The organism is Streptomyces sp. NPDC004629 (genome assembly GCF_042873595.1).
Taxonomy (GTDB): Bacteria; Actinomycetota; Actinomycetes; order Streptomycetales; family Streptomycetaceae; genus Streptomyces.
This window is the reverse complement of record NZ_JBIALO010000024.1, coordinates 72,614-98,207: the sequence shown is the minus strand read 5'-3', so window position 1 is coordinate 98,207 and position 25,594 is coordinate 72,614. Positions and strand designations below refer to the sequence as shown.

Below are 25,594 nucleotides of genomic sequence, written 5' to 3'. Positions count from 1 at the left end.
CTACGGGGCTCAACCGACCCAGCCGACGAAGCGCCGTGCCTGTGCCGGGCCACGGCGGCCTGAGCGGGGCTGTGACGTACCGGGATCCAGTGCGGCCGTGGCGACCCGGACCAGCCAGGCGTTCACCGACAGTCCCTCCTCGGCGGCGGCGGCCTCGATCCGGGCCTTCAGCTGCTCCGGTGGGCGGAAGTTGATGCGCCCTACAGCGCCTTCGCCGCCGCTGGGGGGCGGTGGGGTGTCCTTCGGTGCGGGGGCGGCCGGCGCCTCGAAGTCCTCCTCGGGCGACTCGTCCAAGCCGGGGGGTGTGACCACGAAGTGCGGGTTGCGTCCGCGCAACCGGACCTCCACCGAGCCGGGCACCAGATCCCGGGTGATCTCGTCCGCCGCGGCCGACAGCACGTCGAGCATGGTGAGTCGGGTCGCCGACGCGACCGACGACGCCAGACGCTCGGCCAGCGCCATGGCCTCGTCGTCGCTCGACCCTGCGGAGGCCAGGAGTTCGCGGTGGAGGCCGTCGACGTAGGGTGTGAGATCCATGGCGTAAGTGTGGCGCCTTTCTGGCGCCATCGCAAGCCCAGCCCGAAGCGACGCGCCGCACCGGCCCCCGCGCCGTACACCGCTCCGGCCCCCGCGCCGTACACCGCTCCGGCCCCGCCCCGAACACCGCACCGGGCCCACGAACAGCACGGCACATACCGCTGCCTTTTCTCGTCGCCGTCCCCGTCCTGGTGACAGGACAGCCGCACAGGCGGGCCGTCGACAGGGCAACGCCCGTCTGAAAGACTCGGGACCCGCCTTAATCCCTGCGTCAATAAATACGCGTGCGGAAAATCGGAAACACCCAGGGTCTGTACCGCCGGATCGGTATGACGGGAGCGCTATGTCCACGCTGGCCGAGAAATGGGATCTGGACCGACAGCGTTACTTCTGGATGTACGGCGAAAACGGATCGTCCGAGCGCGTCGTCCTGGACGAGACGACCGGCATCTGGAATGTGTACGGGCATGCCGATGCGCTGCATGTGGCGAACAGCCCGCACATCTTCTCGTCGGACACCGGGCGTCTGATACCGGAGCGGCGCGAGTTCGACGAAGGCTCCATCACCCAGCTCGACCCGCCGCGCCACACCGCGCTGCGCAAACTCATCACACACGCGTTCACCCCCCGGGCGATAGACGAACTCGAACCCCGCGTCCACGCCATCGTGCGAGACCTGCTGGACAGGGTGAGCGACCGGGACGGCTTCGACCTCATCGCCGACTTCGCCTACCCGCTGCCCGTCACGGTGATCGCGGAACTGCTCGGCATCCCCGCGAGCGACCACGACCTGCTCAACGGGTGGGTCGACCGGATGATGAGCATGACGACGGAATTCTCGCTGGGGGAGCGCGACGAAAGCGTCGACAACGCGGTGGCGGACGTCATGGAACAGGTGCGCCACATCACCGACTACCTGCGCGAACATGTCAAGGACCGGCGTTCCCGCCCGCGCGAGGACCTGCTGACCGCCCTCGTCCGGGCGGAGGTGGACGGCCAGCGGCTGACCGAGAACGAGGTGGCCAACTTCGCCAACGTCATGCTCGTCGCCGGACACGTCACGACGACGCTGCTCATCAGCAACACCGTGCTGTGCCTCGACGCCCACCCGGACGCCGACCGGGCCGTCCGGCAGGACCGGACCATGGTCCCGACCCTGCTGGAGGAGTCGCTGCGCTACCTGACCCCCATCGGGTGCATGGTGCGGGTGACGACCGCTGCCGCCGAGGTCGGCGGCGTGACGATCGGCCCGGACCAGATGGTCGCCGTATGGCTTTCGACCGCCAACCGGGACAAGCGGGTCTTCAGCGATCCGCACACCTTCGACCCCGCCCGGGAACTCAATCCGCACATCTCCTTCGGCCGAGGAGTGCACTTCTGCATCGGGGCGGCGCTGGCCCGGCGCGAGGGGCGCATCGCGATGAACGCGCTGTTCGACCGGTTCCCCTCGCTGCGCTGCGACCCCGACAACCCGCCGGCCTTCATGACGAACCCCAACCTCAACGGCGTGACCAGGCTTCCCGTCGTCGGCTGATCCGGCCGTCCTGGAGGAGAACCCGATGAACCCACGCACACTGGACGAGCGTGCCTACCGGACGGCGGAGCAACTGCTGCGGCACAACCGGGCGAAGCTCGTCCCCGGCGCGAGGATCCGGCCGAGGTGGATCGAAGGCGGCGCTCGTTTCTGGTTCCGGACCGCCACCCCGGAAGGACTCCGGTTCCTCCTCGTGGACCCGGCCCTCGGCAGCCTGGCGCCCGCCTTCGACCACGTCCGGCTCGCCGCCGCGCTCGCGGCTGCCTCCGGTCAGGAGACCGACGCGGCCGCGCTGCCCTTCGCGGCCTTCGAACCGGTCGGTGACGCGGTCGAGTTCGACGCGTTCGGGCAGCACTGGAGGTGCGGTCTTGGCGACTACACCTGCGCCGTCCACGAAGGCCCGCCGGCCCGTGAACTCCTCGACGTCGTCGCCCCGGACGGCCGGCACGCGGTGTTCCGGCAGGAGTTCAACATGAGGGCCCGGTCGCTCGCGGACCGGCGGGAGTGGGCGCTCACCGACGACGGTTGCGCGGACCGCGACTACGGCGCCAACCCGGACTACTTCATGTACTCCACGCTCCTGGGCAAGCTCGGCATCCCGCATCTGCCGCCCGCGGTGCTGTGGTCCCCCGACTCCCGCCGCGTGCTGACGCACCGGACCGACATGCGCGGTGTCCGGGAGACCCATCTGATCGAGGCCCTGCCGGCCGACGGAGGGGCGCCCAGGCTGCGCACCCAGCGGTTCGCCTTCCCCGGTGACGAGCACATGCCGCTGGCGGAACTCGTGGTCCTGGACGTCGAGTCCGCGAAAGCGGTACCCGCACAGGCGGAGGCGGTCGCCATGCCGCTGATGTCGCCGATCTCCCGGCGCTGGGCGTGGTGGGCCGAGGACGGCACGGCCGTGTACTACCTGAGTTCGACCCGGGACGCGACGACGCTGAGCCTGCACCGGCTCGACCCGACGTCCGGAGAGGTGCGCACCGTTCTGACCGAATCGGGCTCCACCCGCGTCGAGCCCGCACAGCTGTTGGGTCAGGCGCCGATCGTGAAGGTCCTGTCCGACGGGACAGAGGTGCTGTGGTACTCCCAGCGCGACAACTGGGGGCACCTCTACCTGTATGGAACGCAGGACGGCGAGCTGCGGGCGCGGGTGACGCGGGGGCCCTGGGCGGTGCAGGAGATCCTGCACGTCGACGAGGACCGGCGGGTGGTCTACTTCGTGGCGTCGGGCCTCGTCGAGGAGGACCCCTACCGCCGCACGGTGTGCCGGGCGGGGCTGGACGGCTCGGGCTTCGGCAGGGTCACCGACGACGAACTGGACCATGTCGTCACCGTGCCGCCGGGCGCCGGGTACTTCATCGACTCGGCATCGACCAATGCGCTGGCGCCGGTGATCAGCGTGCGCGGCTGGGACGGCGCCGTGCTCGTCGAAGTGAGCCGCGCCGACGACTCGCGACTGCGCGCGGCCGGATGGACCCCGCCGGAACGATTCCGTGCCACGGCGGCCGACGGGCACACCGAGATCCACGGAGTCCTCTACCGACCGCACGGATTCGATCCGGCGAAGCGGTATCCCGTCCTCGACCACCCCTACGGCTTCCCGAGCGCGACCCGGGTGGTGCCCACCTTCGACCCCGGCTACTACGGTTTCGACGCGGAGGCGCTCGCGGCGCTCGGATTCGTCGTCGTCGGCATCGACGGACGCGGCTCCCCGGGACGCGACAAGGAATTCCACGACGCCTCGTACGGCCGGGTCGGCGACGCGGCGGGACTCGCCGACCATGTGGTGGCGCTTCGCGAACTGGCCGGCAGTCGCCCCTGGATGGACCTCGACCGGGTCGGGGTGTTCGGGATGTCCTCCGGAGGGTTCGCCGCTGTCCGGGCGATGCTGGACCATCCCGAGGTGTTCAAGGCGGGAGTCGCGGAGTGCGGGGTGCACGACCTGCGCTACGCCGAGCAGGGTGTCGCCGAGATGTACAACGGTCCGTTCGATCCGGAGGCGTACGCCGAGGCGTCCAACGTCGACCGCGCGGACCGGCTCAGGGGCAAGCTGCTCCTGGTGCACGGGGGACTCGACGACAGTTTCTCGCCCCATCTGACGATGCGACTTGTGGAACGTCTCATCGCGGCGGACAAGGACTTCGAACTGCTCGTCGTGCCCGGATCGGACCATGCTTTCGTCGGCTACCACCACTACCTCGACCGGCGCCGGTGGGACTTCCTGGTCCGCCATCTGATGGGCGCCGAGCCGCCAACGGGCTACCGGCTTGCACCCGCTCCGCTGGACGAGGAAGCGATCGCCGACCTGTTCGGCTGAGGGGGACGATCGATGCACGTCAGGAAAGCGACCGCGGACGCACTCTGGCTCAGGCCGTGCAACGACCCGGGACTGCGCGCCCGCCGTCGGCTGATCTGTCTGCCGCACGCCGGCGGCACCGCCCACACCTACCGGACCTGGCCCGCCCACCTGCCCTTGGACCTCGGTGTCTACTCGGTGCAGTACCCCGGACGGCAGGACCGTTACGGTGAGCCCCCGGCGGAGACCATCGAAGACATGGCGGACGAGATCGCCTCGGCCCTGGAACCGTTCACCGCCGACCCCTTGGTGATCTTCGGCCACAGCATGGGCGCCTACGTCGCCTACGAGGTCGCCGCAGTGCTGGAACGCCGGAAAGGACCCGTCGTCGATCTCCTGGTGGTCTCCGGCGTGATCGCGCCCCACCGCAAGACGCCCAGCGAGATGCACAAGCTCGGCGACGGGGAGTTCGCCGCCGAGGTCGCCCGGGACAACGAATCCTTCGCGGACCTGTTGGCCAGTCCCGACCTGGTCGAGGTGCTGCTGCCGATGATCCGCGACGACTACCGGCTGTTCGAGCGCTACCAGCCGAGCGACCCGTCCGTGCTGCACACGCGGGTGCTGGCGGCGGGAGGCACCGAAGACCCGGACGTCGACCACGCCGGCCTGACCCTGTGGGGGGAGCTGACGGGCGGAGGGTTCGAAGCCCTCTCGTTCCCCGGCGGACATTTCTATCTGGCCGACGACGAACCCGCGCTGGTCGGCTCGATCGCCGAGCGACTGCCGGCTGCGTGAGCGCACCGCCACCGCGAAGAGGGGGAGAAACAGTGTTGCGAACGGCGTCCGGCAGGCATGAGAAGCGTGCCCGCATCATGCGGCCCCGCCGGTATCTGATGTGCCGGCCCACGCACTTCACGGTCAGCTACTCGATCAACCCGTGGATGGACCCGGGCGCGCCGACGAACACGGCGACCGGTCTCGCGCAGTGGAAACGACTGCACGACGTGCTGGTGGCGCTCGGCCACACCGTCGAACTCATACCGCCGCGTCCAGGCCTGCCCGACATGGTCTTCGCCGCGAACGGGGCCGTCGTGGTGGACGGCAGAGCGCTCGTCGCCCGCTTCCGGCATCCGCAGCGGACGGCGGAATCGGCCGCGTACACGCAGTGGTTCCGTGAGCGCGGCTGGACCGAGGTCGTGCAGGCACGCCGGTTCAACGAGGGCGAGGGGGACTTTCTGCCGGCCGGCGGAGTGCTGCTGGCCGGCTCCGGCTTCCGCAGCGAGCCCGCGGCCTGGGCGGAGGCCGAGGAGTTCCTCGCCCGGCCGGTGCTCGGGCTGACCCTGGTCGACCCGCGCTTCTACCACCTGGACACCGCTCTCGCCGCCCTGGACGACGACGAGATCATGTACTACCCGGGCGCCTTCAGCGCAGAGAGCAGGGAACTGCTCGCCGACCGGTTCCCGGACGCGATCCTCGCCACCGAACAGGACGCCCTCGCCTTCGGACTCAACGCCCTGTCCGACGGGCGCCATGTCGTTCTCGCCCGGACCGCCGAGAGACTCGCCGGACAACTGCGCGAGCGCGGGTTCGAGCCGGTCGGAGTGGAGCTGGCCGAGCTGTTGAAGGCGGGCGGCGGGGTGAAGTGCTGCACGCTGGAACTGCGGACGGCCCCTCGCCCCGCGGAGTGAGGAGATGAACGGCCCTTCGGATCCGGGCGTGTTGCTGACGGTGCACGAGGAGGTGGTGCGTCTTCCGGTCGCGCAGCTCGTGACCGGGGGGTCGCCGCGGGCTTCGGGCGAGGACGAGGAGCATGTGCGGGCCCTGGCCGTCACCGAGGACGAGCTGCCGCCGATCATCGTGCACCGCGCGACCATGCGAGTCATCGACGGAGCACACCGCCTGCGGGCGGCGAGGCTGCGCGATCAGGAGTACATCAGGGCCCACTTCTTCGACGGCAGCGGCGAGGACGCGTTCGTGCTCGCGGTCCGGGCGAACGTGGGACATGGGTTGCCGCTGTCGCTCAAGGACCGCGTCACCGCTGCCGAGCGCATCGTCACGACGCACTCCCAGTGGTCCGACCGGATGATCGCGTCGGCCGCCGGCATCTCCGCCCGGACCGTTGCGGAGATACGCCGCAGGACCACGGGGGTTGAGCCCGCCGGCGTCCGCATCGGGAAGGACGGTCGCGCCCGGCCCGTCGACGGTGCGCGGCGCCGCACGCTGGCCCACGCCCTCCTCACCGAGAACCCCGATCTCTCGCTGCGCCAGGTGGCCAGGGCGGCCGGAATATCACCGGAGACCGTGCGTGCCGTCCGCAACCGGCTCCTGTACGGCAGACCGCAAGCGCCGGCGCCCGCACCGAGCCCGGCTCGGCCGCAGCCCCGGCAGTCCGGCGTCGTACAGGAGGCGATCCTGCGACGGCTCACGGCGGATCCCGCGCTCAGGCAGACCGAATCCGGCCGTGCTCTGCTGCGGATCCTGCATGCCCAGGCCATGGCCGCCGAGGAATGGCAGACGATTCTCGACCAGGTGCCGACGCATTGTGCCGCGCTGGTGGGGGAGGCGGCACGCGAATCCGCGCGTATGTGGGAGGAGCTGGCCGACCGGATTTCCGAAAAAGCGCCTGGTGAATGAGCGGGCGGATTGTCCAGCCGCGGATGACCGGCGGTTGGACACCTCGTCGGGACTTCCGGCCGGGGTATTCCCCTCGTTACCATCCCATTGTTGTGAGATTCCGGTCGATTGCCTCCCGGATGGGCTTTCATTCCTGTTTCCATGCCGCGTGAACGGAATTCATGATGTCGGCTGACTGCCTGCACACAATTTTCTCCGAACGCGCCCGGTCCGCCCCGGACCGGATCGCGTTGTCCGCGCCCGAGGGACCCGTGTCGTACGGCGAACTCGACGCGCGCAGCGACCGTCTCGCGGCGCGGCTCGTCGGGCTCGGGGTGCGGCCGGGAGCCCTGGTCGGCCTGAGCGCACGCCGCAGCGCCGAGGCCGTGGTCGCGATGCTGGGCATCCTGAAGGCCGGCGGGGCGTACGTTCCGGTCGATCCGGACTACCCGGCCCCGCGGTTCGACTACCTGCTCGCCGACAGCGCGGTGCCCGTCGTAGTGGCCGCGAAGGACACCATAGGGCCGTTGAGCGGGCGGCACCCCGCCCTCGTCTGGGTGGACACGGAAGGAAACCCGGCGGTACACGGTGCGCCGCCCGCACGGACAGGGCCGTGGAGGGAACCCTCCGGAACCGACCTGGCCTATGTCATCTACACGAGCGGTTCGACCGGTGAGCCGAAGGGCGTGCAGGTCGAACACCGCAACGCGGTGCGGCTTTTCGAGACCACCCGGCCCTGGTTCCGGTTCGACGAGAACGACACGTGGTCGCTGTTCCACTCCATCAGTTTCGACTTCTCCGTGTGGGAGATCTGGGGTGCCCTGCTGCACGGCGGCCGACTGGTTCTGCTGCCGGAGACCGTCTCCCGGTCACCGGAGCAGATGGTGTCGCTGCTGCGCAGGGAGCGGGTGACCGTGCTGAACCAGACCCCCTCCGCCTTCCACCAGTTGCTCACCGTGCTCTTCGACGAGCCCGACACGACGAGCACGTCGGGTCTCGCGCTGCGACTGGTCGTCTTCGGCGGCGAGCGGCTGGACCCGCGGATGCTGGCCCCGTGGGTCGAGCGGCACGGCGACCGGATGCCCGAACTGGTCAACATGTATGGCATCACGGAGACGACCGTGCACTGCACCTACCGTCCGGTGAGGGCGGCAGACATCACCCAGGGCGACGGGGCGAGCCCGATCGGCGTACCCCTGCCCGACCTGCGCGTGTACGTGCTCGACGAGCAGGGGCGGCCGCAGCCCGACGGTGTCCCGGGAGAGATGTACGTCGCCGGTGCCGGGCTCGCCCGCGGCTACCTCAACCGGCCGGAGCTGACCGCCTCCCGCTTCGTGCCCTCGCCGCCGGGGCTGGGGGAGGAGCGGCTGTACCGCTCCGGCGACCGTGCGCTGCGGCAACCCGACGGCGAACTCGTCTACCTGGGCCGGATGGACGACCAGTTGAAGATCCGCGGGTATCGCATCGAGCCCGGCGAGATCGAGGAATGCCTCGCCCGAGTACCGGACGTGGCGAGGGCCGTCGCCACGTCCCGTGATTTCGGGGACGGCGATGTGCGGTTGGTCGCCTACCTGTTGCCCGTACGGCCCATCGACCCGCAGGGGCCTGAGGCGGATCGGCTCGCCGAGGCGGCGGAGCGGCACGCGCGCAGCGAACTGCCCAGACATCTGCGGCCGTCCCGCTACGTGATCGTCCCGGAGTTCCCCATGACCCTCCAAGGAAAGGTGAACCGTGATGCGCTCGGGAAATGAGCTAGCCGTGGGAAAGGGGCCGGCGTCATGACCGTTTCATCCGAAGTGCCCGCGACCGAGGTCCGTGAGTCGGTGAAGGAGGTCGTCGCCCAGGTGCTGGAGCGCGGCGGTGTCGACCCCGCCGTCGACCTCTTCGACCAGGGCGTGACGTCGCTGGCCTTCATCCGGATCGTCGCGCAACTCAACGAGAAGTACGGCATCAAGCTCGATGTCGCGGAACTGGAGGAAGCCAGCATCGACTCACTGGCCGCACTTGTCGACGCCGAGGCCGGCGGCAAGGACCACTGACGCAGAAGGGTGCACGATGACCAACGCGGTGCAGCACAGCTTCACACCGACCCCCGAAGAGGTCGCCAGGTTCCATGAGCTGGGCTACCTGGGCCCGTTCAAGGTGTACGAAGAGGACGAGATGCGGCGCCTGTGGCGGCGCGAGCGGCTGCGGCTGATGAACCGCAGCGACGCCGTCTACGACGAGGGCGACGCACAGGCGGGCAACACCAACATCGCCAACTACGACCGCCACCTGGATTCGACCTTCCTGGCCGACCACATCTGCCGGCCGGAGATCGTCGACCGGGTGACCGCGGTGCTCGGGCCCGACGTCCTGTGCTGGCGCTCGGAGTTCTTCCCGAAGTACCCCGGCGACGAGGGCACCGACTGGCACCAGGCCGACACCTTCGCGTTCGCCTCGGGCAGGCCGCAGATCCTCTGGCCCGAGGAGCAGAAGGACTTCGGCGGCACCATCACCGTCTGGACGGCGTTCACCGAGGCGGCCGAGGACACCGGCTGTCTCCAGTTCATCCCGGGCACTCAGCGAACGATGCACTATGACGAGTCGAAGGGGATGCACTACCAGCCGGACAAGATCAACCACCAGGACAAGGAGGGCGTCTCCCGCGGCTTCTACGGCTACGACTACCGGCAGCTGCAGAAAGACCCGAACTGGCGTCCCCCTGAGGAGCGCGCTGTGTCCATGGTGATGCGCCCCGGTGAGGCGGTTCTGTTCTGGTCCACCATGATGCACGCCTCCAAGCCGCACAGTGCCCTGGACAAGGAGATGCGGCTGGGCTTCGCCGGACGGTATGTGCCGACGTCGGTGCACGTGTACCCCGACACCGAGGAAGTCGACGAGTACGGCGGTCGGGTGAGCTTGAGCGAGTACGGCGCCGTCCTCGTCGCGGGCACCGACAGGTACACGCACAACCGGAAGGTCACGCGGACGACCAAGGGCCACGTGTTCCCCAAGAGGTGACGCCCGCACGCCCGCGAAGCCGTCCGAGACGGATCCCGAGAAGGAGACCGCATGCTGGGGCAGGAAACACGGTCGGCCGTCACCCGCCTCGTCACGGCCGTGGAGTCGGTGAAACCGCTCGTCGAGGGAATCACCGCCCCCGTGCGGGTCGTTCCCGTCGTCCGCGGCGCGGACGACGGGAGGGGTGACCGGCCGCCCGGCCAGTGGCGCGCCTTGCGCGCACTGCTCGACCGGGTAGCCCGGCGGACCGGGGTCCGCGGACTCGTTCTGTCCGACGAGGACGGTCTCAACGACCTCCATGTGTTCGAGCGCGTGGTCAGCGAGCGGCTGGCGCTCGGGGAACTGCTGGACTCCGTGGGGGCGGTGCCGGTTGATCGCCTCGGCGAGATCGACGCCCTGGTGTCCAGGGCCCTGGCGGACGGTTTCGGCGCCTTCGCCCCGAGGCACACCGTCGTCTCGGCCGACGGTGCTCCGCTGAACGCGTATGCGGCGGGCAGGAGCGAGAGCGGGGAGACGGTGGTCCTGGTTCCCGCCTGCGGCATGCCGGCCGCGCTGGCGGAGACCTGGATGCGGTTCTTCGCCCGCGACCGCCGGGTGCTGACCTGGGAGAGCCGGGGGCTCTTCGGCGCTTCGGGCCCGGGCGGGGAACAGGCGACGCACATCGGCGCTCAGGCCGAAGACCTGTTCGCCGTGATGGACCATCACGGAGTGCGGGACGCCCATGTGATCGGCCTGTGCGGCGGGGCGGCGATCGCCCTGGTGGCCACGGCCGCAGAGCCGTCCAGGGTGCGCTCGCTCAGCCTGTGGCACGGCGCCTACGGGTTCGGCGAGGACTATCCCAAGACCAGCCACCAGCACGGACTGATCGAGCTCATGACCGCGGCGGCCCGCAGCCGAACCGCCGCGGAGGCCGTGCACGCGGCCTTCTGCCGGGCGATGCTCACCAGTACGCCCGCCGACGTGGCGCATCTCGTGCTCTACCCGTACGCCAGTGCGGAACTGCTGTACCGGTACTGCCGGCTCAACCTCGGCATCACGGGCACCGACGTGGAGCCCTACCTCGGCAGGGTGGGGCTGCCCACGCTGGTGGTGACCAGCCGGGACGATGACATCGCCCACCCCGAGGGCTCGCAGCGGGTGGCCGCCGGCCTGCCCCAGGGGCAGTTGAGGGTCGAGCCGCACGGCGACCACATCTCACTGTTCAGCGCGGACGCATCACTCCTGCGCGTGGCGGAGGAGTTCATGACGAGGCATCGGGTGCCGGCTCCCTGAACGGGCCCGGCCCGCTGCCCGGGCGTGCGTGTCCCGTCGGCGGGACACGCACGTGCGGCCGGTCCCGGCGGTGGCGACGGAGAAGACGTTCACCGGCAGCCGTCATCTTCAGCTGTAATGACACATATCTGTGTTACTTCAGTCATCAGTGCTATCGTCCTCGGGTGCCGCAGGACACACAGCTGATCTACGCCGACCGCATCGGCCACTTCTATGCGCGTCAGTTCGGGCTTCCGCCCATGGCCGGACGCTTGTTGGGCTATCTGTTCGTCTGTGACTCCCCGCAGCAGTCGATCGACCAGCTCAGTGATGCACTTCTGGCGAGCCGGAGTGCCGTCACGGGCGCGGTCAAGCTGCTGGAGAGTTACCGGATGGTGCGGCGGACGCGCATGGCCGGCGATCGGGTCGACCGGGTCGGACTGTGCCCTGTGAGCGATCAACCGCAGCATTTCGACTCCGCCGTCCACAAGGAACACGCGGCCTTGTTCCGGGAGGGGCTGGCCCTGCTCGCCGACGCCCCGCCGGAGCGTCTGGTGCCTCTTCAGGAGAAGATCGCGCTGGCCGAGTTCCTTACCGAGCGGCTGCCTGGGCTCCTGGACGAATGGCGCGTTCGGCGCGATGAACTTCGTACAGGAGCCCCTTCGACGACACCTACGACACCTACGACACCTTCGACACCAATCGCATAGAAAGTCGGTTGTCATACCGCCCACCCGGGCACGGTCACGCGCCTCATGGTGCAGGCCGGGAGTGCCCTGGGGTGTCGCTGCGCGTGGGCGCGACGGGTCGCCCGCAGACCTGCTCCGTCCCTGCGCCCTTCCGGGCCTTCGCGCACGGCACGGCGAATTACCGTTTTGCCAAGGAGCCAATCAACGCAAGGCTACGGGGGAAAAGTGGCCAGTTGCTTCGAAGTTGACACCCTGGACACGTTCAACGGCCTCGACGAGCCGTACGCCGTCGGCAGGGGCCTGGACTACTTCTGTGCGCGGATTTTCGGACACCTCTTACGCGTCGACCAGAGGCGCTGGGCGCATGCCTACGTGGCGGCCCTGCTGACCACTCCGGGCAAGAAGTCGATCAACCGGCTGGCTCGGGCTGTTACTGCCTCACCGGCAGCCGCACAGTCACTGCGCCAGTTCGTCAACGCCAGTCCATGGACCTGGCAGCCGGCTCTGACCGAACTCGCCTCCTGGGCCGGGGCGCACCGCTCCGTCAGCGCGCTGTCGATCGGCCGCGCCTTCCTGCCCAAACGCGGTGAGCGATCGGTCGGCGTCCACCGTCACTACGATCCGCTCTCCGACCGGACCCTGAACTGCCAACTCGGGTACGGCGCGTTCCTGTGCGTCGGGAGCGCCCACATACCCGTTGCCTGGGAGTTGTCGCTGCCAGGGCCGTGGAGCGAGAACACGCAGTTGCGCCGACGCACCCGCGTTCCGGACGCCGAACGGTATAGGCCCACGTGGGCGCACACCCTCGGCCTGGTGGAATCCCTGGCGGCGCGCACGCGTTCCGTCCCGCCCGTCGTCACCGACCTGAGCGGCGAACCGGACCTCGGCCCGCTGATCCGGGAACTCGACCGGCGCGGGTACGCCTTCGTCATCGGCGTGCCACCGCAGCTTCCGCTGATCCTCGGCGAACGCCCGGGGGACCGCCGAGCGGCGCCCGCCGTACAGCATCTCCTCTCGTCCGGCACGTCACTGGAGACCGTTGCCACCGGCGCCCGCGCGGCGGCCGGACACCGCACCACCCCCGTCCTGTCCGCGCCGGTCCGGCTACCCCCGCCGCCCTCCGGCGGACCCGCCAAGGGACTGTTCCGGCTCTTCGGGAAGACGGTGGCCGGCGATCGCCCGGACCGAGTCTGGATCACCAACTTCCGGCGGCGAAGCCTCTCCGACGCCGTTCGGCTGACGGATCTGTCGACCGGCCCCGCCACCGCCGTGAGCGCGATGGCTCGATGGTTCGGGCTGTTCGACTTCGAGGGACGCTCGTTCCCCGGCTGGCACCATCACATGACGCTGGTGTCCGCCGCCTACGCTTATGGACGCCTCGGAAATCCGTGAGAGGTCAGTCCGATCCCGCACGCCGGCACGATAGCCGCTGTTCGGCCATTGGTTGCTCGCCAGATTGGCGCATACTCTGCTCGCCACATTGGCGCATACTCTTCTCAACATGGCCGAGTAACCTGTCGGCCGATCCTGATCGGCATTGCCGAACGTCCCTCAGCGCCACGTATGGACATGTAAAAGTCGCGCTCGGCGGTTCGATACCGGTTGCCCCGCTTGGGGCACTGGGTTTGACTGGCCCCCGAGCCACCGGAAGCACTGCGTCTCATAGCCGGCCGTGGCCGGCCGAGAAGACGCACTCGCGAGCGGGCAGAACCGTCCGATGGGGGGTGGCCGACGGCAGTCGGGTGATTCCTCGACTGCGCCGGATCCACCGGTACATGGAGGTGCTGATGGGCGCTACCCATAACGCACAATTACCGAGAACGCTACTGTCGAGCAAGCCAGCGGTTACCGGACCTCTGAAGAGACGTCTGGTCTCGGATCCCGTACAGCGAAGCGACGTCATGACCACGCGCGTGGGGCTTCAGATACCGGTGGGTCTGAACTTCGAGTCGTGGGAGCGAGCCGGCCGTCAACTGGCCGGGCTGGTCAATTCGTCCGCGTGGTGGCTGGGCGACTGGCTGGTGTACGGGAAGGACAATTACGGGGACCGCTACGAAATGGGGATCCGGGCCGCGGGACTCAAGTATCAGACACTGCGCAACTACGCCTGGGTCTCCCGTCGGTTCGATCTGACCAGGCGGCGCCCCATGCTGAGCTTCCAGCATCACGCGGAAGTGGCCTCGCTCCCCGTGCCGGAGCAGGAGCATTGGCTCGACACCGCTGAGCAGATGAAGTGGACCACCAAGCAACTGCGCAACGCGATCCAGAACTCGCGTGAGGACAGCGCGGCGAAGACCGACCGGGCCGCCACGGCCGTCCGCCGGCTTGAGGTGCCCGACAACCGTTTCCGCCAGTGGCGCAAGGCGGCCGAACGGCTGGGCACCGATCTCGACGAGTGGGTACTCACGACGCTCGACCACGCGGCCGAACGGACCCTTGAGGTGCAGGAGGCCCTGGCCGATGGGCCGGAGTCCGGTGCTTGACCCGGTTCTCACCATGGTCGGCCGAGGCAGCCGCTGCGGCCGGCCACGGTGACAACCGGTTGCTCTAGGGGAGCCGGCCCATGAGGCGAGCGGTCTCACGATGACGGCTGCACCCGCTCTGCGTGAACGCTTGCCGTACCCGGCTGCGGACCTCGGGTTCCTGCTCCTGACTGAGCTTGAACATGCCCTCGGCCCGGCGCACGTCGACCTGGAAGGCGCCCACGCCGGGAAGGATCTTCCGGAAGTAGTCGACCGACTCGGACATGTCCCAGCCGGCGCCGAAGAGGCCCTCGAAGGCACGGACCGTGGATTTCACCACGTTCAGGGTCTCCGCGGACCCGTCGATTTTCTTCACTACGCCGTGCACATGGACGGATGTGAAGTTCCAGGTCGGCGCTGCCGGCGTGGTGCGGTACACCGTGGGAGAGACATAGGCATGCGGCCCGGTGAATATCAGCAGGACCGGATCGCCGTTCCGCAGCGCCGACCAGTGCGGATTGCCTGCGTTCATGTGACCGAGCAGACGAGTGCCCGCCAGATCCGTCCATTCACCCGTCCACCGGGGATCCCGGATGACCGGCAGGTGTGTGGCCGATGGGCCCTGCTCGGAATCGCCGTTGGTCGTCAGCAACGCCAATGGGTGGTGGTCGATCAGATCCACCATCCATGATCCGTCCGGTTCTCGATAATGACGAGGAACGAACATGTCGCAGTCCTTTCGATGAAATACGCCCGGATGACACTGTAGGCGCCGGAGCCCGGTGTCCCGTCGCCGGGACACGCATCCTTCAACTGCCCCGATTTGCCGCATGACTTCAATCTGGCGGCGCGGCGGCGTGGGAGGTGTAAAGTCCAGCCTGATTCCAAGTCGATTCTCGGATACTCGCCGTGCCGTCCGAATGAGCGAGAAGAGGTGCCTGGATTGGACTCATATTTCGCGGCCGCGCGGTCCGGTGATGCGATAACCGGGAGCATGTTAGCGGGACTTGCCCTCATTCTCGCCGCCGCATTCGTCTTCGCCCGCATCGCCGGACGACTTCGCCAGCCGGCGGTGATGGGCGAGATCATCGCCGGCATCGCTCTCGGGCCGAGCCTGCTGGGTCTCCTGCCGGGCCATCTCACCGACGAGTTGTTCCCCGCGGACACCCGGCCGCTCCTGCAGGGGTTCGCCCAACTCGGTCTGGTGCTCTTCATGTTCGGCGTCGGCTACGAGCTGGACCTGTTCCGGCTGCGCGGGGCGGGCCGGCAGGTCGTCATGGTGTCCCTCAGCTCGGTCACGCTGCCGTTCGTCATGGGCGCCGGACTGGCTCTGCTGCTTTACCCCTGGTACGACAAGTCGCAGCTCACGACAGACGGTGCGCTCGCGCCGACGCTTTTCCTCGGGGCCGCGATGGCGATCACCGCGTTCCCGGTGCTGGCCCGGATCATCACCGAGCGCGGGCTGCAGCGCACCCGTATCGGCTCCATGGCGGTCACATGCGCCGCCATCGAGGACTTCCTCGCCTGGTGTGTGCTCGCCGTCATCGTCGTCATCGCCACCGCCGGGGGAACCTGGCCCCTCGTGCGGATGCTGCTTGAGTCGGCGGCCTTCGTGCTGGTCCTGCTCTACGTCGTGCGTCCTGGGCTGCGCAGGCTGCTGGCGGCGCGCGGAAAGTGGTCGGCCCGCGGGCCCATGATCCATGCCGTGCTTGTCACCGGCCTTCTGCTGTCGGCCTGGGCCACCAACGAGATCGGGCTGCACGCCGTCTTCGGTGGCTTCGCCTTCGGGGCAGTGGTGCCGCGTGAGGAGATCGACGCCCGGGCACCGGAGGTCGCCGAACGAATCGAGCAGACGAGTCTCTTCCTGCTGCCCGTCTTCTTCACGGTCACCGGGCTCTCGGTGGATCTGGGCGGTCTCGGCGGCCACGGCCTCGTCATGGCGGTGGCCGTGATCCTGGTCGCGTGCCTGGGCAAGTTCGCGGGCGCCGCCGCCTCCGCTCGTCTGTCGGGTGCCACCGGGCGGGAGGCAGTCACGCTCGGTGTCCTGCTCAACGCCCGCGGCCTCACGGAGCTGGTCATCCTCAACGTGGGTCTCGGGCTGGGCGTGCTGGACGACAGGGTGTTCACCGTGATGGTCATCATGGCCCTGGTGACCACCTTCATGACCGGGCCACTGCTGCAGTATCTGAAACCTCCTCGGGAGGACGAGGCGATGCCCGTACTGCAGAAAAGCATGGAGAAAGGCGTGTGACGGGCCCCGCCTTCGGACTGTGTGCCGGGCCCGTGGAACTGACCGGTCGAAGAACGCTGCCCGCCGCGGTGGCGCTGGGTGAAGGGAATTTCTGTGGCTGCTGGTTCGCCTGATGAGCTGTACGACGTGATCGGTGTCGGCTTCGGCCCGTCCAATCTGTCGCTGGCCGTCGCCCTCGAAGAGCACAACACCCACCACCCGGGTGAACAGGTCACGGGATTCTTCTTCGAGCGCCAGGATTCCTTCGGGTGGCACCGCAACATGCTGCTGCCGTCCGCGACGATGCAGATCCCCTTCCTGAAGGACATCGCCACCTTCCGCAATCCGGCCTCGCGCTACAGCTTCGTGTCGTATCTGCACGCCTCGGACCGGCTGGCGCGCTTCGTCAACAACCAGACGTTCTTTCCCACCCGGCAGGAGTTCCACCAGTATCTGGAGTGGGCCGCCGGACACTTCACCGACCGGGTCGCGTACGGTTCGGAGGTTCTCGGCCTGCGACTGCCCGACGGGGCAGCCGAATCCGGAGCGCCGGCCCACCTGGAGGTCGAGGTCCGCCGACGGGAGAGCGGCGAGATCCGGACGATCTGTGCGCGCAACGTGGTGATCTCCACGGGGCTCGTCCCGCGGATGCCGGAGGGCGTGCGGCGGGACGAACGGGTGTGGCACAGCTCGGAGTTCCTGGCCCGATTCCGCCGGACGGACCCCGCGAGCCTCAAGTCCGTCGCTGTCGTGGGCGCGGGCCAGAGCGCGGCCGAGATCACCCGGTTTCTGTACGACGCGTTGCCCGACGCCCAGGTGTACGCCATCGTCCCGTCCTACGGGTACTCCCTGGCCGACGACACACCCTTCGCCAACCAGGTCTTCGACCCGGGAGCAGTGGACGACTACTACTTCGGCTCGGACCGCATGCGCCAGGCGTTCTGGGACTACCACCGGAACACCAACTACTCGGTGGCCGACGACGAGGTCATCAGGGACCTGTACCGCCGCTCGTACGCCGAGGACATCCAGGGTGCCAGGCGACTGCATTTCCTGAACCTCACCCGGGTCACCGAGGTCGAGGAAGGCGGCGGCGAACAGTGTGTCCTGCTGCTCAGCAGCGATGTGCGGGAAATCACCGTCGACATGTGCGTGTTCGCGACGGGCTACCACAACATGGAGCCGACCCCCCTGCTCGGCGACCTCGACCGGTACTGCCGGCGCGACCCGTCCGGCCGGCACCAAGTCGAGCGAGACTACCGCCTGGTGGCCGACCCGGCGCTGGCCTGCGGGATCTACCTTCAGGGCGGCACCGAGCACACGCACGGGCTGACCTCCTCCCTGCTGTCCAACATCGCCATACGCAGCGGAGAGATCGCCGAGTCCGTCATCAGTCACAGGCGAGTGGAACGAGAGCTTGCGCGAGCACTTCCCGCCGAACCCGCGGGAAAGGCGAGCTGAAAGGCATACGAGAAGGCGGGCCCGGCGCGCGAACAGCGCCGGACCCGCCCTTTTCGTATGTGTCACCCGGTCATGCGCTGCCGGTGGTGACCTGGTCTGCGGCCATCGCCTCCTGAAGGCTCTTGGGCCGCAGATCCCTCCAGTTCTCCTCGATGTAATCGAGGCATTCCTTGCGGCCGTCCTCGCCGAAGACGACGCGCCAGCCGGCCGGTACCTCGGCGAACGTCGGCCACAAGGAGTGCTGTTCCTCGTCGTTCACCAGGACGAAGAACCGCCCGTCCTCGTCGTCGAAGGGGTTGCCACTCATGATTCAACTCCGATTCTCGCTGCTCGGCGTCGACACTCGGGGAATTCTTGCACGCCGCTCACCGGCAACGTAAGTGCTCATACATTCCTCGATGTCCTGTGGACCGGACAGCGGCAACCGCCGTGAAACGTGAGCCGATTGCCGAGCGGTCGCCGGATGCCGTGCATGTCTTCTCTCCGGACCGGCACACGCACTATGGTCGAAGCCCGCGGCGCGTAATGCGGTGAACTTGCCGCATTCTGAGCACCGATGGCGATCGCTTGCGCCGCTCGCATTGCGAAGAGTCTCGGAAAGGTGATGCCACATGGCGAATTCCGTGGGCGCGGCCGTCAGTCACACCCTGGGCGCGCAAGAACTCGAACAGTTCCAGCGCGATGGATTCATCGGCCCCTTCGACGTGTATGAACCCGACGAGATGGAGTCGGCACTGCGGGCCATGCGGCCCAAGCTGATCGACAGCCGGCAGGGCGTCTACCACCAGGGCGACGCGCTGTCCGGCACGACCAATCTCGCCAGTTACGACCGCCACCTGGACGTCGACTTCCTGGCCAGGCACATCACCCGGCCGGAGATCGTCGACCGTGTGACGGGGGTGCTCGGACCCGACGCCCTGTGCTGGCGCACCGAGTTCTTTCCGAAGTATCCCGGCGACGAGGGCACCGACTGGCACCAGGCGGACAACTTCGCCAATGTCGGCAAGCATCCGCAGATCGTCTGGCCCGAGGACGCCGACTTCGGCGGCGCCCTCACCGTGTGGACCGCCTTCACGGACTCGACGATCGAGAACGGCTGCCTCCAGTTCATCCCCGGCTCGCACAGGACGATGAACTACGACGAGAACAAGGTCATCGAGTACGACGCCGATCGCATCAACCAGAGCGTCAAGAACGGCGTCCGGCGCGGCTTCTACGGCTACGACTACCGGCAGCTGCAGAAGGACCCCGACTGGAGCCCGGACGAGTCGAAGGCGAAGTCGATGGTCATGCGCCAGGGCCAGGCGATCATGTTCTGGTCCACGCTCATGCACGCGTCGCACCCGCACAGCGGGCTGACCGACAAGATGCGCCTCGGCTTCACGGCCCGGTACGTGCCCACCGCGGTGCGGGTGTACCCGTATCAGGACACCCTCGCCGAGTACGGGGTGGAGGTCAGCCTTGAGAAATGGGGGTGCGTGCTTGTCTCCGGCAAGGACGGGTTCGGCCACAACCGCTTCGTCGACCGCACCGTCAACGGTGTGCCCTTCGAGGTGCGATGAAGACCGAGGAACTGGGCACCGACACCGTCGTCTGCTCCGAGGCCGCGCTGTCCCTGCATCGGATGATCAACCGGACCGAGGCGCCCTACCCCCGGGACAGCAGCGTGGTGGAACTCTTCGAGTTCTGGGCGCATCACCGGCCGGACGCGACGGCTGCACTCCAGGGCCGGCGGGCGCTGAGCTACCGGCGGCTGAACCGCCTCGCCAACGGGCTGGCCCATGACCTGGCGCAGGACGGCGTCGGCCAGGGCACGCCCGTAGCGGTGTGTGTGGCCAGGTCCCCGGAGATGCTGGTGGCGTTGTTGGCTGTGCTCAAATGCGGCGGAACGTATGTGCCGGTCGACTTCCAGTGGCCCGACGAACGGCTGCGCGCTGTCCTTGAGGACGCCGGCTGCGAACAGTTGCTCGGCGACCGCGACCGCGAGCTGGAGGAGCGGCTGGCGGGATCCGGCTGCCGGGTGACCAAGGTCGACGCATCCTCGCTGCGGCCCCTCGACACCGACCCCGTCTGCCCGGCCGGGCCCGAGAGCATCGCCTGCATCAACTTCACCTCGGGATCGACAGGCCGCGCGAAGGGCGTGCCCATTCGGCACCGGGGCATCGTCCGACTGGTGCACGGGGCGACGTACGGGCGGCTCGACGAACACAGCCGCGTGCTCCAGGTGACGCCCGTGACCTTCGACATCGCGACCTGGGAGATCTGGGGTGCGCTGCTGAACGGCGGGACGTCCGTGATGTACCCGGCCGAGTTCGTCCGGCTGTCGCACCTCGAACGGGTCATCAAGGACGGCGGTGTCACGATCCTGCTGCTGACCACCGCCCTTTTCAACTCGGTGGTCGACGAGGCCCCGGAGGCACTGGAGACGGTCGCGACCATCACCAGCGGGGGCGAGGCACACTCGCACCGGCACATGGCCAAGGCCGTACAGACGTACGGGCCGGGCCGCGTCGTCAACCTGTACGGACCGACCGAGTGCACCTGCATAGCGACCTGGTTCCCGGTCGACGAACCGCCGCGCGAGGACGCTCCGCTGCCCATCGGGCGGCCGATCCAGAACACCCGGCTCTACGTGCTCGCCGACGAAGCCCGGCGGCTGTGCGAGGCGGGTGAGATCGGGGAGATCTGCCTGGCAGGCGACGGCCTGGCGGCCGGCTACCTGGGACGTCCGGATCTCACCCGGGCGGTCTTCGTGCACCGCCGTGTCGACGGTGTGCCAGAACGCTTGTACCGCACCGGTGATCTGGGCCGTCTGCTGCCCAGCGGCGACGTGGTGTTCGAGGGCAGGCTGGACGACCAGGTCAAGATCAACAGCTTTCGAGTCGAACTCGGCGAGATCACCCACCATCTGAACGCTCATCCGCTGGTGAAGCAGAGCTGCGTGGCCGTGCGGGACAACCGCGGTGACAAGTCCCTGGTGGCCTTCGTCGTGCCGCTCGGCCCCGGCGCGTCACCGGCGGGCTTCCGGGACCATCTGGCGGCCAAGCTGCCGCGCTACATGGTCCCGGCGCAGGTCCATCTGTGCGACAGCTTCCCGCTGACGTCCAACGGCAAGATCGACCGCCGTGCCCTGCTCACCGCACATGCCTCGCCCGCGAGATCAGGAGAGCCCAGCCCATGAGCGAAGCGACCCGAGAGACTGCCGCTCGGACGATGACACCGACCGAGTCGACGCTCGCGCAGATGTGGCGCGATCTGCTCGACCGCCCCGACGTCGGCACGCAGGACGACTTCTTCGAGGCCGGAGGCACGTCTCTCACCGCCATCAAGTTCCTCCAACGCGTGGAGAAGGCGTTCGGACCGGACGTCCTGACGCCGGACCAGGTGTACGAGCACCCTCAACTGCACAGCCTGGCGCGGGCCATCGACGAGGCGACGGGACGCCGCTGAGGTGTCGTCGCCCTGGTACTCCGTCCACGTCTCCCGTCCGGCGGCCCCGGTACGCCTGTACTGTCTGCCCGGCGCCGGCGGGGACGCGACGATGTTCCGGCCGTGGGCAGACCACCTACCGCCCTCCGTGGAGTTGCGGGCGATCCGGCTACCGGGACGACACGGGCGGCATCCTGAACCGCCCTTCACCGACTGTGCCATGGCCGCGGACACCCTGGCGGCCGCCCTCGGCCCCGAACTGCGCCCGCCCTACGTCCTGTTCGGCCACAGCATGGGAGCCCTGATCGCCCATCAGCTGCTCCTCGCCCTGGAACGGCGCGGGCTGCCCCCGCCGGCGCTCTACGCGTCGGCCTCGTGGCTGGTGGAGGGCATACCGGCCGAGCGCCTTCCCGACCCGGCCGCGAGCGACGACCGGTTCGTCGACATGCTGCGGCAACTGGGCGGAGTGCCCCCCGAGGTCCTGTCGGACCCGGAGGTGCTGGCCTTCACGCTGCCGGTGCTGCGGGCCGACTTCCGGCTGTGCCGGACGTACACCCACCGCGTCGGCCGGCCGCTGGACGTGCCGGTACGAGCGATGGGCGGCGTCGCCGACACCGTGACCCCCGTCGCACGCATGGCGGGCTGGCGCCGTCACACCAAGCGGTTCCTCGGCGTGCGGCGCTTCCCGGGAGACCACTTCTTCGTCCGGGACCATGCGGAGCGCGTGGTCGGTGCTCTCGTCGACGACCTGGCAGCCGTCACGGCCGCCGACCCGGCTCACTCGTGACAGCGCGCCGCGCGGCGGGCAAGTCTCCCCTCCTATTTCTGATTCTGCATTCAGGTGTCCTGTCGACCGGACGGCGGAGCGGATTCGTCAGCCGTAGGCGGCGCCGCTATTGAGGAATGAGCTAGAATCGGCGAGCCAATCCTTTTTCGCGATGTGTCAATCTGCTGGAATTTCGCCGGTGACACTCTGCCGCGCCATTCCCGATGTCATTTCCCGGGTATTTGGGGCCCCGACCAGGAACCGATCACCAATCGCCAAGAGGAGCGCTGCGTCATGCCCATCGCCATCGACGACCTCATCAGCCGCGTTCGCGGCCATCGCTGCTACACCCACCCGATCTTCGAGCACTGGGCAGCGGTCCGGCCCGAGAGCGTGGTGGTGGGGGCGCTGTTCCACCAGATCCGCAACTTCTGCGACGCCACCCGCCCCGGGGGCAAGTTCCCGGAGGCGCTGGCCATGCACAAGCTCTCCGAGGAGAGCGCACTCCTCCAGGAGATCATCGAGAGCGAGGAGAACCACGGCCCCGAACTCGCGACCATGGCGGGTCACATCGTGAACCGGGCCGCCGGACACGTCGTCTTCGGCGATCTCTACGACCAGGAACTGGTCGAGCGGGGACTGAAGGAGTTCTCCGACCAGCTGCTGAAGAACCTGCCCGGCTACGACCCGAAGACCGGACTGCTTGCCCAGACCCGCCGCGCCAGGGCCGTGTTCGACGGTCGGCAGCAGGCCGACCGGGAGTCCACACTGCGCAATCTCGGCACCGCGCTCGCACTGGAGATGATCTCGAACCGTCATCTGATTCCCGGCGAGAAGACCGCGCTCGTGGACGCCGGCATCTACGACGCCACGTTGGAGGACGGGGAGATGCACTACCTGCTGGAGCACTGGGGCGAGATCGGTGCCGAGCAGCAGCACGAGAAGAACGCCGTCGCCGCGGTCGGCTCAGTCCTCAACGAGGACACCGAGGCACTGGTCCTGGAGGGCATCGACGCCTTCCTCGACGCGCTGGTGGCCCTGTGGGACGTCCTCGACAGCGCGCTGCTGGCCTCCGGTCGGCCGGCGACGGAACTCGCCTCGGTCTGACCGGACCGGGGGCTCGCCACTCACGAGGCGGCGGGCCCCCGGCTCTCACCTCGAACGCGGAAGGGGGACCGACTGTGGTGCGGCCGTTGCGGATCGCCGCTCTCGTCAAGCAGGTGCCGAACTTCGAGAACCTGCGCCTGGGGCGCGACGGCAGGCTGGAGCGGACCGGGCACGGGCTGGAGATGAACCCCTACTGCCGGCGCGCCGTGGCCCAGGCGGTGGCGCTCGCCCGCGAGTCCGGGGGCGAGTGCGTCGTGCTCACCCTGGGGCCGCCCGCCGCCGAGGACTGCCTGCGCGAGGCCGTCGCCTGCGGAGCCGGCAGCGGGGTGCTGATCAGCGACCCGGCGTTCGCGGGCAGCGACACCCTGGCCACCGCCCGGGCCCTGGCGGCCGCACTGCGCGCACTGGGTCCGTTCGACATGGTCGTGTGCGGACGCAACTCGGTCGACGCCGAGACGGGTCAGACACCCGCGCAGATCGCCGAGCTGCTCGGCTTGCCCATGGCGGCAGGGGTGCGCGAACTGGCTGTACGGGAGGACACCCTGCAGGTCCGCTGCGAGCACGACGACGGGTGGCTGCGCACCGAACTCCCGATGCCCGCGCTGCTCAGCTGCGCGGAGCGATTGATCCACCCGGCCAAGGCCGGATCCGCCGCGTGCGCCGCGGTGTCCGCGCAGCGCATCACGCGTCTGGACGCGGCGGCGCTGGGTCCGGGCCCCTGGGGCGAGGCGGCCAGCAGGACCGAGGTCGGTGCCGGCCGACGGCGGAGCACGAAACGGCTGCGCCTGCGCTTCGACGGAGACGTCGGCACCCAGGTCGAGCGGGCCGTGGCCGAACTGGCCCGGCTCGGCGCCTTCGACCGCGACACCGAGCCGCCACCGCTGTCCGTGCCCGAGCCGGCCCGGGAAACCGGCGCCGCGGGCATCGTGGTGCTCGCCGAACCGGGCCGTGACCGGCTCACCCGCGAGCTGCTGGGCCGTGCCGCCGTACTGGGCGCGTCCACCGGACGACGCGTCACCCTCATCGGCCCCGCGCCGCCGCCCCCAAAGACGGCAGGCTCCTGGGGCGCCGACGAGGTTTGCGCCGTCGTCGGTTCGGACGCCGAGCGGGACATCGCCGAGGGGATCGCCGCGTGGTGCTCGGCCCGCATGCCGTGGGCCGTCCTGGCCGCCTCGACCATGTGGGGACGGGAGATCACCGGGCGGATGGCCGCCCGGCTCTCGGCCGGTCTGGTGGGGGACGCGATCGACATCGACACCGACGCCCAAGGCGGACTCGTCTGCTGGAAACCGGCGTTCAGCGGCGAGCTGGTCGTCGCGGTCACCTGCCGGTCCGCGACCTGCTTCGTCACGGTCCGGGGCGGTGCGCTGCGGCTGCGGGAGCCGCGTGCCGCGGCAGCGACCCCGGGGCCGGACCTGGTGGTCGCCTCACGCCGGCGGCCACGCCCCGTCTTCCGGGTGTTCGACGACGAACTCGAAGCACTCGCGGGGGCCCGGGCCGTCGTCTGCGTGGGCGCGGCGGTGCCCCCGGAGGAATACCCCCTGCTGGACCCCGTGCTCCGTGCGCTCGACGCCGAACTCGCCGCCACCCGCAAGGTCACCGACCGCGGATGGCAGCCGCGGGCCCGCCAGATCGGGGTCACCGGGCGCAGCGTGGCGCCGCGGCTGTACGTCGCCATCGGCACCAGCGGCAAGTTCGCGCACATGGCCGGTGCCTGTGGAGCGGGTCTGGTCCTGGGGATCAACAGCGATCCCGCGGCGCCCCTGTTCGATGCCGTCGACGTCGCGGTGGTCGCGGACTGGCGTGCCGCCCTCCCCTGTCTCGTAACGGCCCTGGAGCAGCACGGACTGCCACGCAGCTCCCCGCTGCTGGTGAGAGGAAGTGCCCGATGAGTGACAGTGGCGGCCGGCCCGCCCCGGTTCCCGGCGTCGTCGACGGAGCGCTGGTCGTCTGCCTGGCGGCCAACCGGGAAGTCTCGTTCCACGTCGAATTCGGATCCGACGACGGACGGACCGGAGAGCACATCCGGTTCGAGTTCATTCTCCGGCCCGAACACGCGGAGATCGTCCGCAGCGCGCTCATGGTCGACGGTGCACAGGCGCCCTCGACGGGGAGCGGGCCGTCGTCGGTCCCCTGCCAGATAGGGATTCACGTGCATCACTGAACCCGCATGTCAGCGTCGGTCCGGTATTCGAGCCCAAACGAGGGGGCGGAAC

General features: G+C 69.0%; 24 protein-coding genes. 21 read left to right on the top strand and 3 right to left on the bottom strand.

Going from position 1 to position 25,594, the window contains the following annotated elements; genetic code table 11:
* Positions 1-9: 9 nt before the first annotated feature.
* Positions 10-537 (bottom strand): toxin-antitoxin system HicB family antitoxin, encoded by a 528-nt coding sequence (locus tag ACFYTE_RS30690; protein WP_388717439.1) that lies wholly within the window; start codon positions 535-537, stop codon positions 10-12.
* Between the two features lie 343 nt (positions 538-880).
* On the opposite strand from ACFYTE_RS30690, the gene ACFYTE_RS30685 reads away from it, so the two are divergent.
* From ACFYTE_RS30685 to ACFYTE_RS30630, 12 genes are all read left to right on the top strand, one after another.
* Complete coding sequence (locus ACFYTE_RS30685) at positions 881-2,071, top strand: cytochrome P450 (protein WP_388717436.1); 1,191 nt, start codon at positions 881-883, stop codon at positions 2,069-2,071.
* 25 nt (positions 2,072-2,096) lie between these two features.
* The gene (locus ACFYTE_RS30680) at positions 2,097-4,388 is read left to right on the top strand and encodes a prolyl oligopeptidase family serine peptidase (RefSeq protein WP_388717433.1); all 2,292 of its coding nucleotides are present in this window, start codon (positions 2,097-2,099) and stop codon (positions 4,386-4,388) included.
* 12 nt (positions 4,389-4,400) lie between these two features.
* Complete coding sequence (locus tag ACFYTE_RS30675; protein WP_388717430.1) at positions 4,401-5,162, top strand: thioesterase II family protein; 762 nt, start codon at positions 4,401-4,403, stop codon at positions 5,160-5,162.
* A 35-nt stretch (positions 5,163-5,197) separates the two neighbouring features.
* Positions 5,198-6,055, top strand: a complete 858-nt coding sequence (ddaH, locus tag ACFYTE_RS30670) for a dimethylargininase (RefSeq protein WP_388717427.1) — start codon at positions 5,198-5,200, stop codon at positions 6,053-6,055.
* 4 nt (positions 6,056-6,059) lie between these two features.
* A complete protein-coding gene (locus ACFYTE_RS30665) occupies positions 6,060-7,001 on the top strand; it encodes a ParB N-terminal domain-containing protein (protein ID WP_388717424.1) in 942 nt (313 codons plus the stop codon).
* Positions 7,002-7,165: 164 nt separating this feature from the next.
* Positions 7,166-8,731 (top strand): amino acid adenylation domain-containing protein, encoded by a 1,566-nt coding sequence (locus tag ACFYTE_RS30660; protein WP_388717421.1) that lies wholly within the window; start codon positions 7,166-7,168, stop codon positions 8,729-8,731.
* A gap of 27 nt (positions 8,732-8,758) precedes the next feature.
* Positions 8,759-9,019 (top strand): acyl carrier protein, encoded by a 261-nt coding sequence (locus tag ACFYTE_RS30655; protein ID WP_388717418.1) that lies wholly within the window; start codon positions 8,759-8,761, stop codon positions 9,017-9,019.
* Between the two features lie 16 nt (positions 9,020-9,035).
* Entirely contained in the window at positions 9,036-9,983 is a 948-nt protein-coding gene (locus tag ACFYTE_RS30650; protein WP_388717415.1) for a chlorinating enzyme, read from the top strand.
* A gap of 51 nt (positions 9,984-10,034) precedes the next feature.
* Complete coding sequence (locus ACFYTE_RS30645) at positions 10,035-11,255, top strand: alpha/beta fold hydrolase (protein WP_388717413.1); 1,221 nt, start codon at positions 10,035-10,037, stop codon at positions 11,253-11,255.
* A gap of 164 nt (positions 11,256-11,419) precedes the next feature.
* Entirely contained in the window at positions 11,420-11,944 is a 525-nt protein-coding gene (locus tag ACFYTE_RS30640; RefSeq protein WP_388717411.1) for a GbsR/MarR family transcriptional regulator, read from the top strand.
* 204 nt (positions 11,945-12,148) lie between these two features.
* Entirely contained in the window at positions 12,149-13,315 is a 1,167-nt protein-coding gene (locus ACFYTE_RS30635; RefSeq protein ID WP_388717409.1) for an IS701 family transposase, read from the top strand.
* Between the two features lie 509 nt (positions 13,316-13,824).
* The gene (locus ACFYTE_RS30630) at positions 13,825-14,406 is read left to right on the top strand and encodes an LmbU family transcriptional regulator (protein WP_388717406.1); all 582 of its coding nucleotides are present in this window, start codon (positions 13,825-13,827) and stop codon (positions 14,404-14,406) included.
* Between the two features lie 64 nt (positions 14,407-14,470).
* On the opposite strand, the gene ACFYTE_RS30625 is transcribed toward ACFYTE_RS30630, so the two are convergent.
* A complete protein-coding gene (locus ACFYTE_RS30625) occupies positions 14,471-15,112 on the bottom strand; it encodes an FMN-binding negative transcriptional regulator (protein ID WP_388717403.1) in 642 nt (213 codons plus the stop codon).
* 267 nt (positions 15,113-15,379) lie between these two features.
* Here ACFYTE_RS30625 and ACFYTE_RS30620 point away from each other — a divergent pair, with 267 nt between their 5' ends.
* Positions 15,380-16,636: a cation:proton antiporter gene (locus ACFYTE_RS30620; RefSeq protein ID WP_388717400.1), complete on the top strand. Its 1,257-nt coding sequence runs from the start codon at positions 15,380-15,382 to the stop codon at positions 16,634-16,636.
* An 87-nt stretch (positions 16,637-16,723) separates the two neighbouring features.
* Positions 16,724-18,076: a lysine N(6)-hydroxylase/L-ornithine N(5)-oxygenase family protein gene (locus ACFYTE_RS30615; protein WP_388717525.1), complete on the top strand. Its 1,353-nt coding sequence runs from the start codon at positions 16,724-16,726 to the stop codon at positions 18,074-18,076.
* A 70-nt stretch (positions 18,077-18,146) separates the two neighbouring features.
* Here ACFYTE_RS30615 and ACFYTE_RS30610 read toward each other — a convergent pair whose 3' ends face one another.
* Positions 18,147-18,383 carry an MbtH family protein gene (locus ACFYTE_RS30610; RefSeq protein WP_388717397.1) on the bottom strand — a complete coding sequence of 79 codons (237 nt, stop codon included), beginning with the start codon at positions 18,381-18,383 and terminating at the stop codon, positions 18,147-18,149.
* Positions 18,384-18,687: 304 nt separating this feature from the next.
* Between ACFYTE_RS30610 and ACFYTE_RS30605 the strand changes: the two genes are divergently transcribed.
* The 7 genes from ACFYTE_RS30605 to ACFYTE_RS30575 all read left to right on the top strand — a co-directional run bounded on the left by ACFYTE_RS30605 (position 18,688) and on the right by ACFYTE_RS30575 (position 25,542).
* Positions 18,688-19,638 (top strand): chlorinating enzyme, encoded by a 951-nt coding sequence (locus ACFYTE_RS30605; protein WP_388717394.1) that lies wholly within the window; start codon positions 18,688-18,690, stop codon positions 19,636-19,638.
* The gene (locus ACFYTE_RS30600) at positions 19,635-21,257 is read left to right on the top strand and encodes an amino acid adenylation domain-containing protein (RefSeq protein WP_388717390.1); all 1,623 of its coding nucleotides are present in this window, start codon (positions 19,635-19,637) and stop codon (positions 21,255-21,257) included. The genes ACFYTE_RS30605 and ACFYTE_RS30600 overlap by 4 nt, the downstream gene beginning before the upstream one ends.
* The gene (locus ACFYTE_RS30595; RefSeq protein WP_388717387.1) at positions 21,254-21,526 is read left to right on the top strand and encodes a phosphopantetheine-binding protein; all 273 of its coding nucleotides are present in this window, start codon (positions 21,254-21,256) and stop codon (positions 21,524-21,526) included. Before ACFYTE_RS30600 ends, ACFYTE_RS30595 begins: the two co-directional genes overlap by 4 nt.
* 1 nt (position 21,527) lies before the next feature.
* Positions 21,528-22,292 carry a thioesterase II family protein gene (locus ACFYTE_RS30590; protein WP_388717384.1) on the top strand — a complete coding sequence of 255 codons (765 nt, stop codon included), beginning with the start codon at positions 21,528-21,530 and terminating at the stop codon, positions 22,290-22,292.
* A 273-nt stretch (positions 22,293-22,565) separates the two neighbouring features.
* Positions 22,566-23,378: a hypothetical protein gene (locus tag ACFYTE_RS30585; protein ID WP_388717381.1), complete on the top strand. Its 813-nt coding sequence runs from the start codon at positions 22,566-22,568 to the stop codon at positions 23,376-23,378.
* A 74-nt stretch (positions 23,379-23,452) separates the two neighbouring features.
* Positions 23,453-25,270 (top strand): FAD-binding protein, encoded by a 1,818-nt coding sequence (locus ACFYTE_RS30580; protein WP_388717378.1) that lies wholly within the window; start codon positions 23,453-23,455, stop codon positions 25,268-25,270.
* Positions 25,267-25,542 carry a hypothetical protein gene (locus ACFYTE_RS30575; RefSeq protein ID WP_388717375.1) on the top strand — a complete coding sequence of 92 codons (276 nt, stop codon included), beginning with the start codon at positions 25,267-25,269 and terminating at the stop codon, positions 25,540-25,542. The genes ACFYTE_RS30580 and ACFYTE_RS30575 overlap by 4 nt, the downstream gene beginning before the upstream one ends.
* The last annotated feature ends 52 nt before the right edge of the window (positions 25,543-25,594 follow it).

Excerpts from the sequence above, each read along its gene's own strand:
- ACFYTE_RS30690 (WP_388717439.1), bottom strand. The coding sequence starts at position 537 with ATGGATCTCACACCCTACGTCGACGGCCTCCACCGCGAACTCCTGGCC.
- ACFYTE_RS30685 (WP_388717436.1), top strand. The coding sequence starts at position 881 with ATGTCCACGCTGGCCGAGAAATGGGATCTGGACCGACAGCGTTACTTC.
- ACFYTE_RS30680 (WP_388717433.1), top strand. The coding sequence starts at position 2,097 with ATGAACCCACGCACACTGGACGAGCGTGCCTACCGGACGGCGGAGCAA.
- ACFYTE_RS30675 (WP_388717430.1), top strand. The coding sequence starts at position 4,401 with ATGCACGTCAGGAAAGCGACCGCGGACGCACTCTGGCTCAGGCCGTGC.
- ACFYTE_RS30665 (WP_388717424.1), top strand. The coding sequence starts at position 6,060 with ATGAACGGCCCTTCGGATCCGGGCGTGTTGCTGACGGTGCACGAGGAG.
- ACFYTE_RS30660 (WP_388717421.1), top strand. The coding sequence starts at position 7,166 with ATGTCGGCTGACTGCCTGCACACAATTTTCTCCGAACGCGCCCGGTCC.
- ACFYTE_RS30655 (WP_388717418.1), top strand. The coding sequence starts at position 8,759 with ATGACCGTTTCATCCGAAGTGCCCGCGACCGAGGTCCGTGAGTCGGTG.
- ACFYTE_RS30650 (WP_388717415.1), top strand. The coding sequence starts at position 9,036 with ATGACCAACGCGGTGCAGCACAGCTTCACACCGACCCCCGAAGAGGTC.
- ACFYTE_RS30645 (WP_388717413.1), top strand. The coding sequence starts at position 10,035 with ATGCTGGGGCAGGAAACACGGTCGGCCGTCACCCGCCTCGTCACGGCC.
- ACFYTE_RS30630 (WP_388717406.1), top strand. The coding sequence starts at position 13,825 with ATGACCACGCGCGTGGGGCTTCAGATACCGGTGGGTCTGAACTTCGAG.
- ACFYTE_RS30625 (WP_388717403.1), bottom strand. The coding sequence starts at position 15,112 with ATGTTCGTTCCTCGTCATTATCGAGAACCGGACGGATCATGGATGGTG.
- ACFYTE_RS30620 (WP_388717400.1), top strand. The coding sequence starts at position 15,380 with ATGTTAGCGGGACTTGCCCTCATTCTCGCCGCCGCATTCGTCTTCGCC.
- ACFYTE_RS30610 (WP_388717397.1), bottom strand. The coding sequence starts at position 18,383 with ATGAGTGGCAACCCCTTCGACGACGAGGACGGGCGGTTCTTCGTCCTG.
- ACFYTE_RS30605 (WP_388717394.1), top strand. The coding sequence starts at position 18,688 with ATGGCGAATTCCGTGGGCGCGGCCGTCAGTCACACCCTGGGCGCGCAA.
- ACFYTE_RS30600 (WP_388717390.1), top strand. The coding sequence starts at position 19,635 with ATGAAGACCGAGGAACTGGGCACCGACACCGTCGTCTGCTCCGAGGCC.
- ACFYTE_RS30595 (WP_388717387.1), top strand. The coding sequence starts at position 21,254 with ATGAGCGAAGCGACCCGAGAGACTGCCGCTCGGACGATGACACCGACC.
- ACFYTE_RS30585 (WP_388717381.1), top strand. The coding sequence starts at position 22,566 with ATGCCCATCGCCATCGACGACCTCATCAGCCGCGTTCGCGGCCATCGC.
- ACFYTE_RS30575 (WP_388717375.1), top strand. The coding sequence starts at position 25,267 with ATGAGTGACAGTGGCGGCCGGCCCGCCCCGGTTCCCGGCGTCGTCGAC.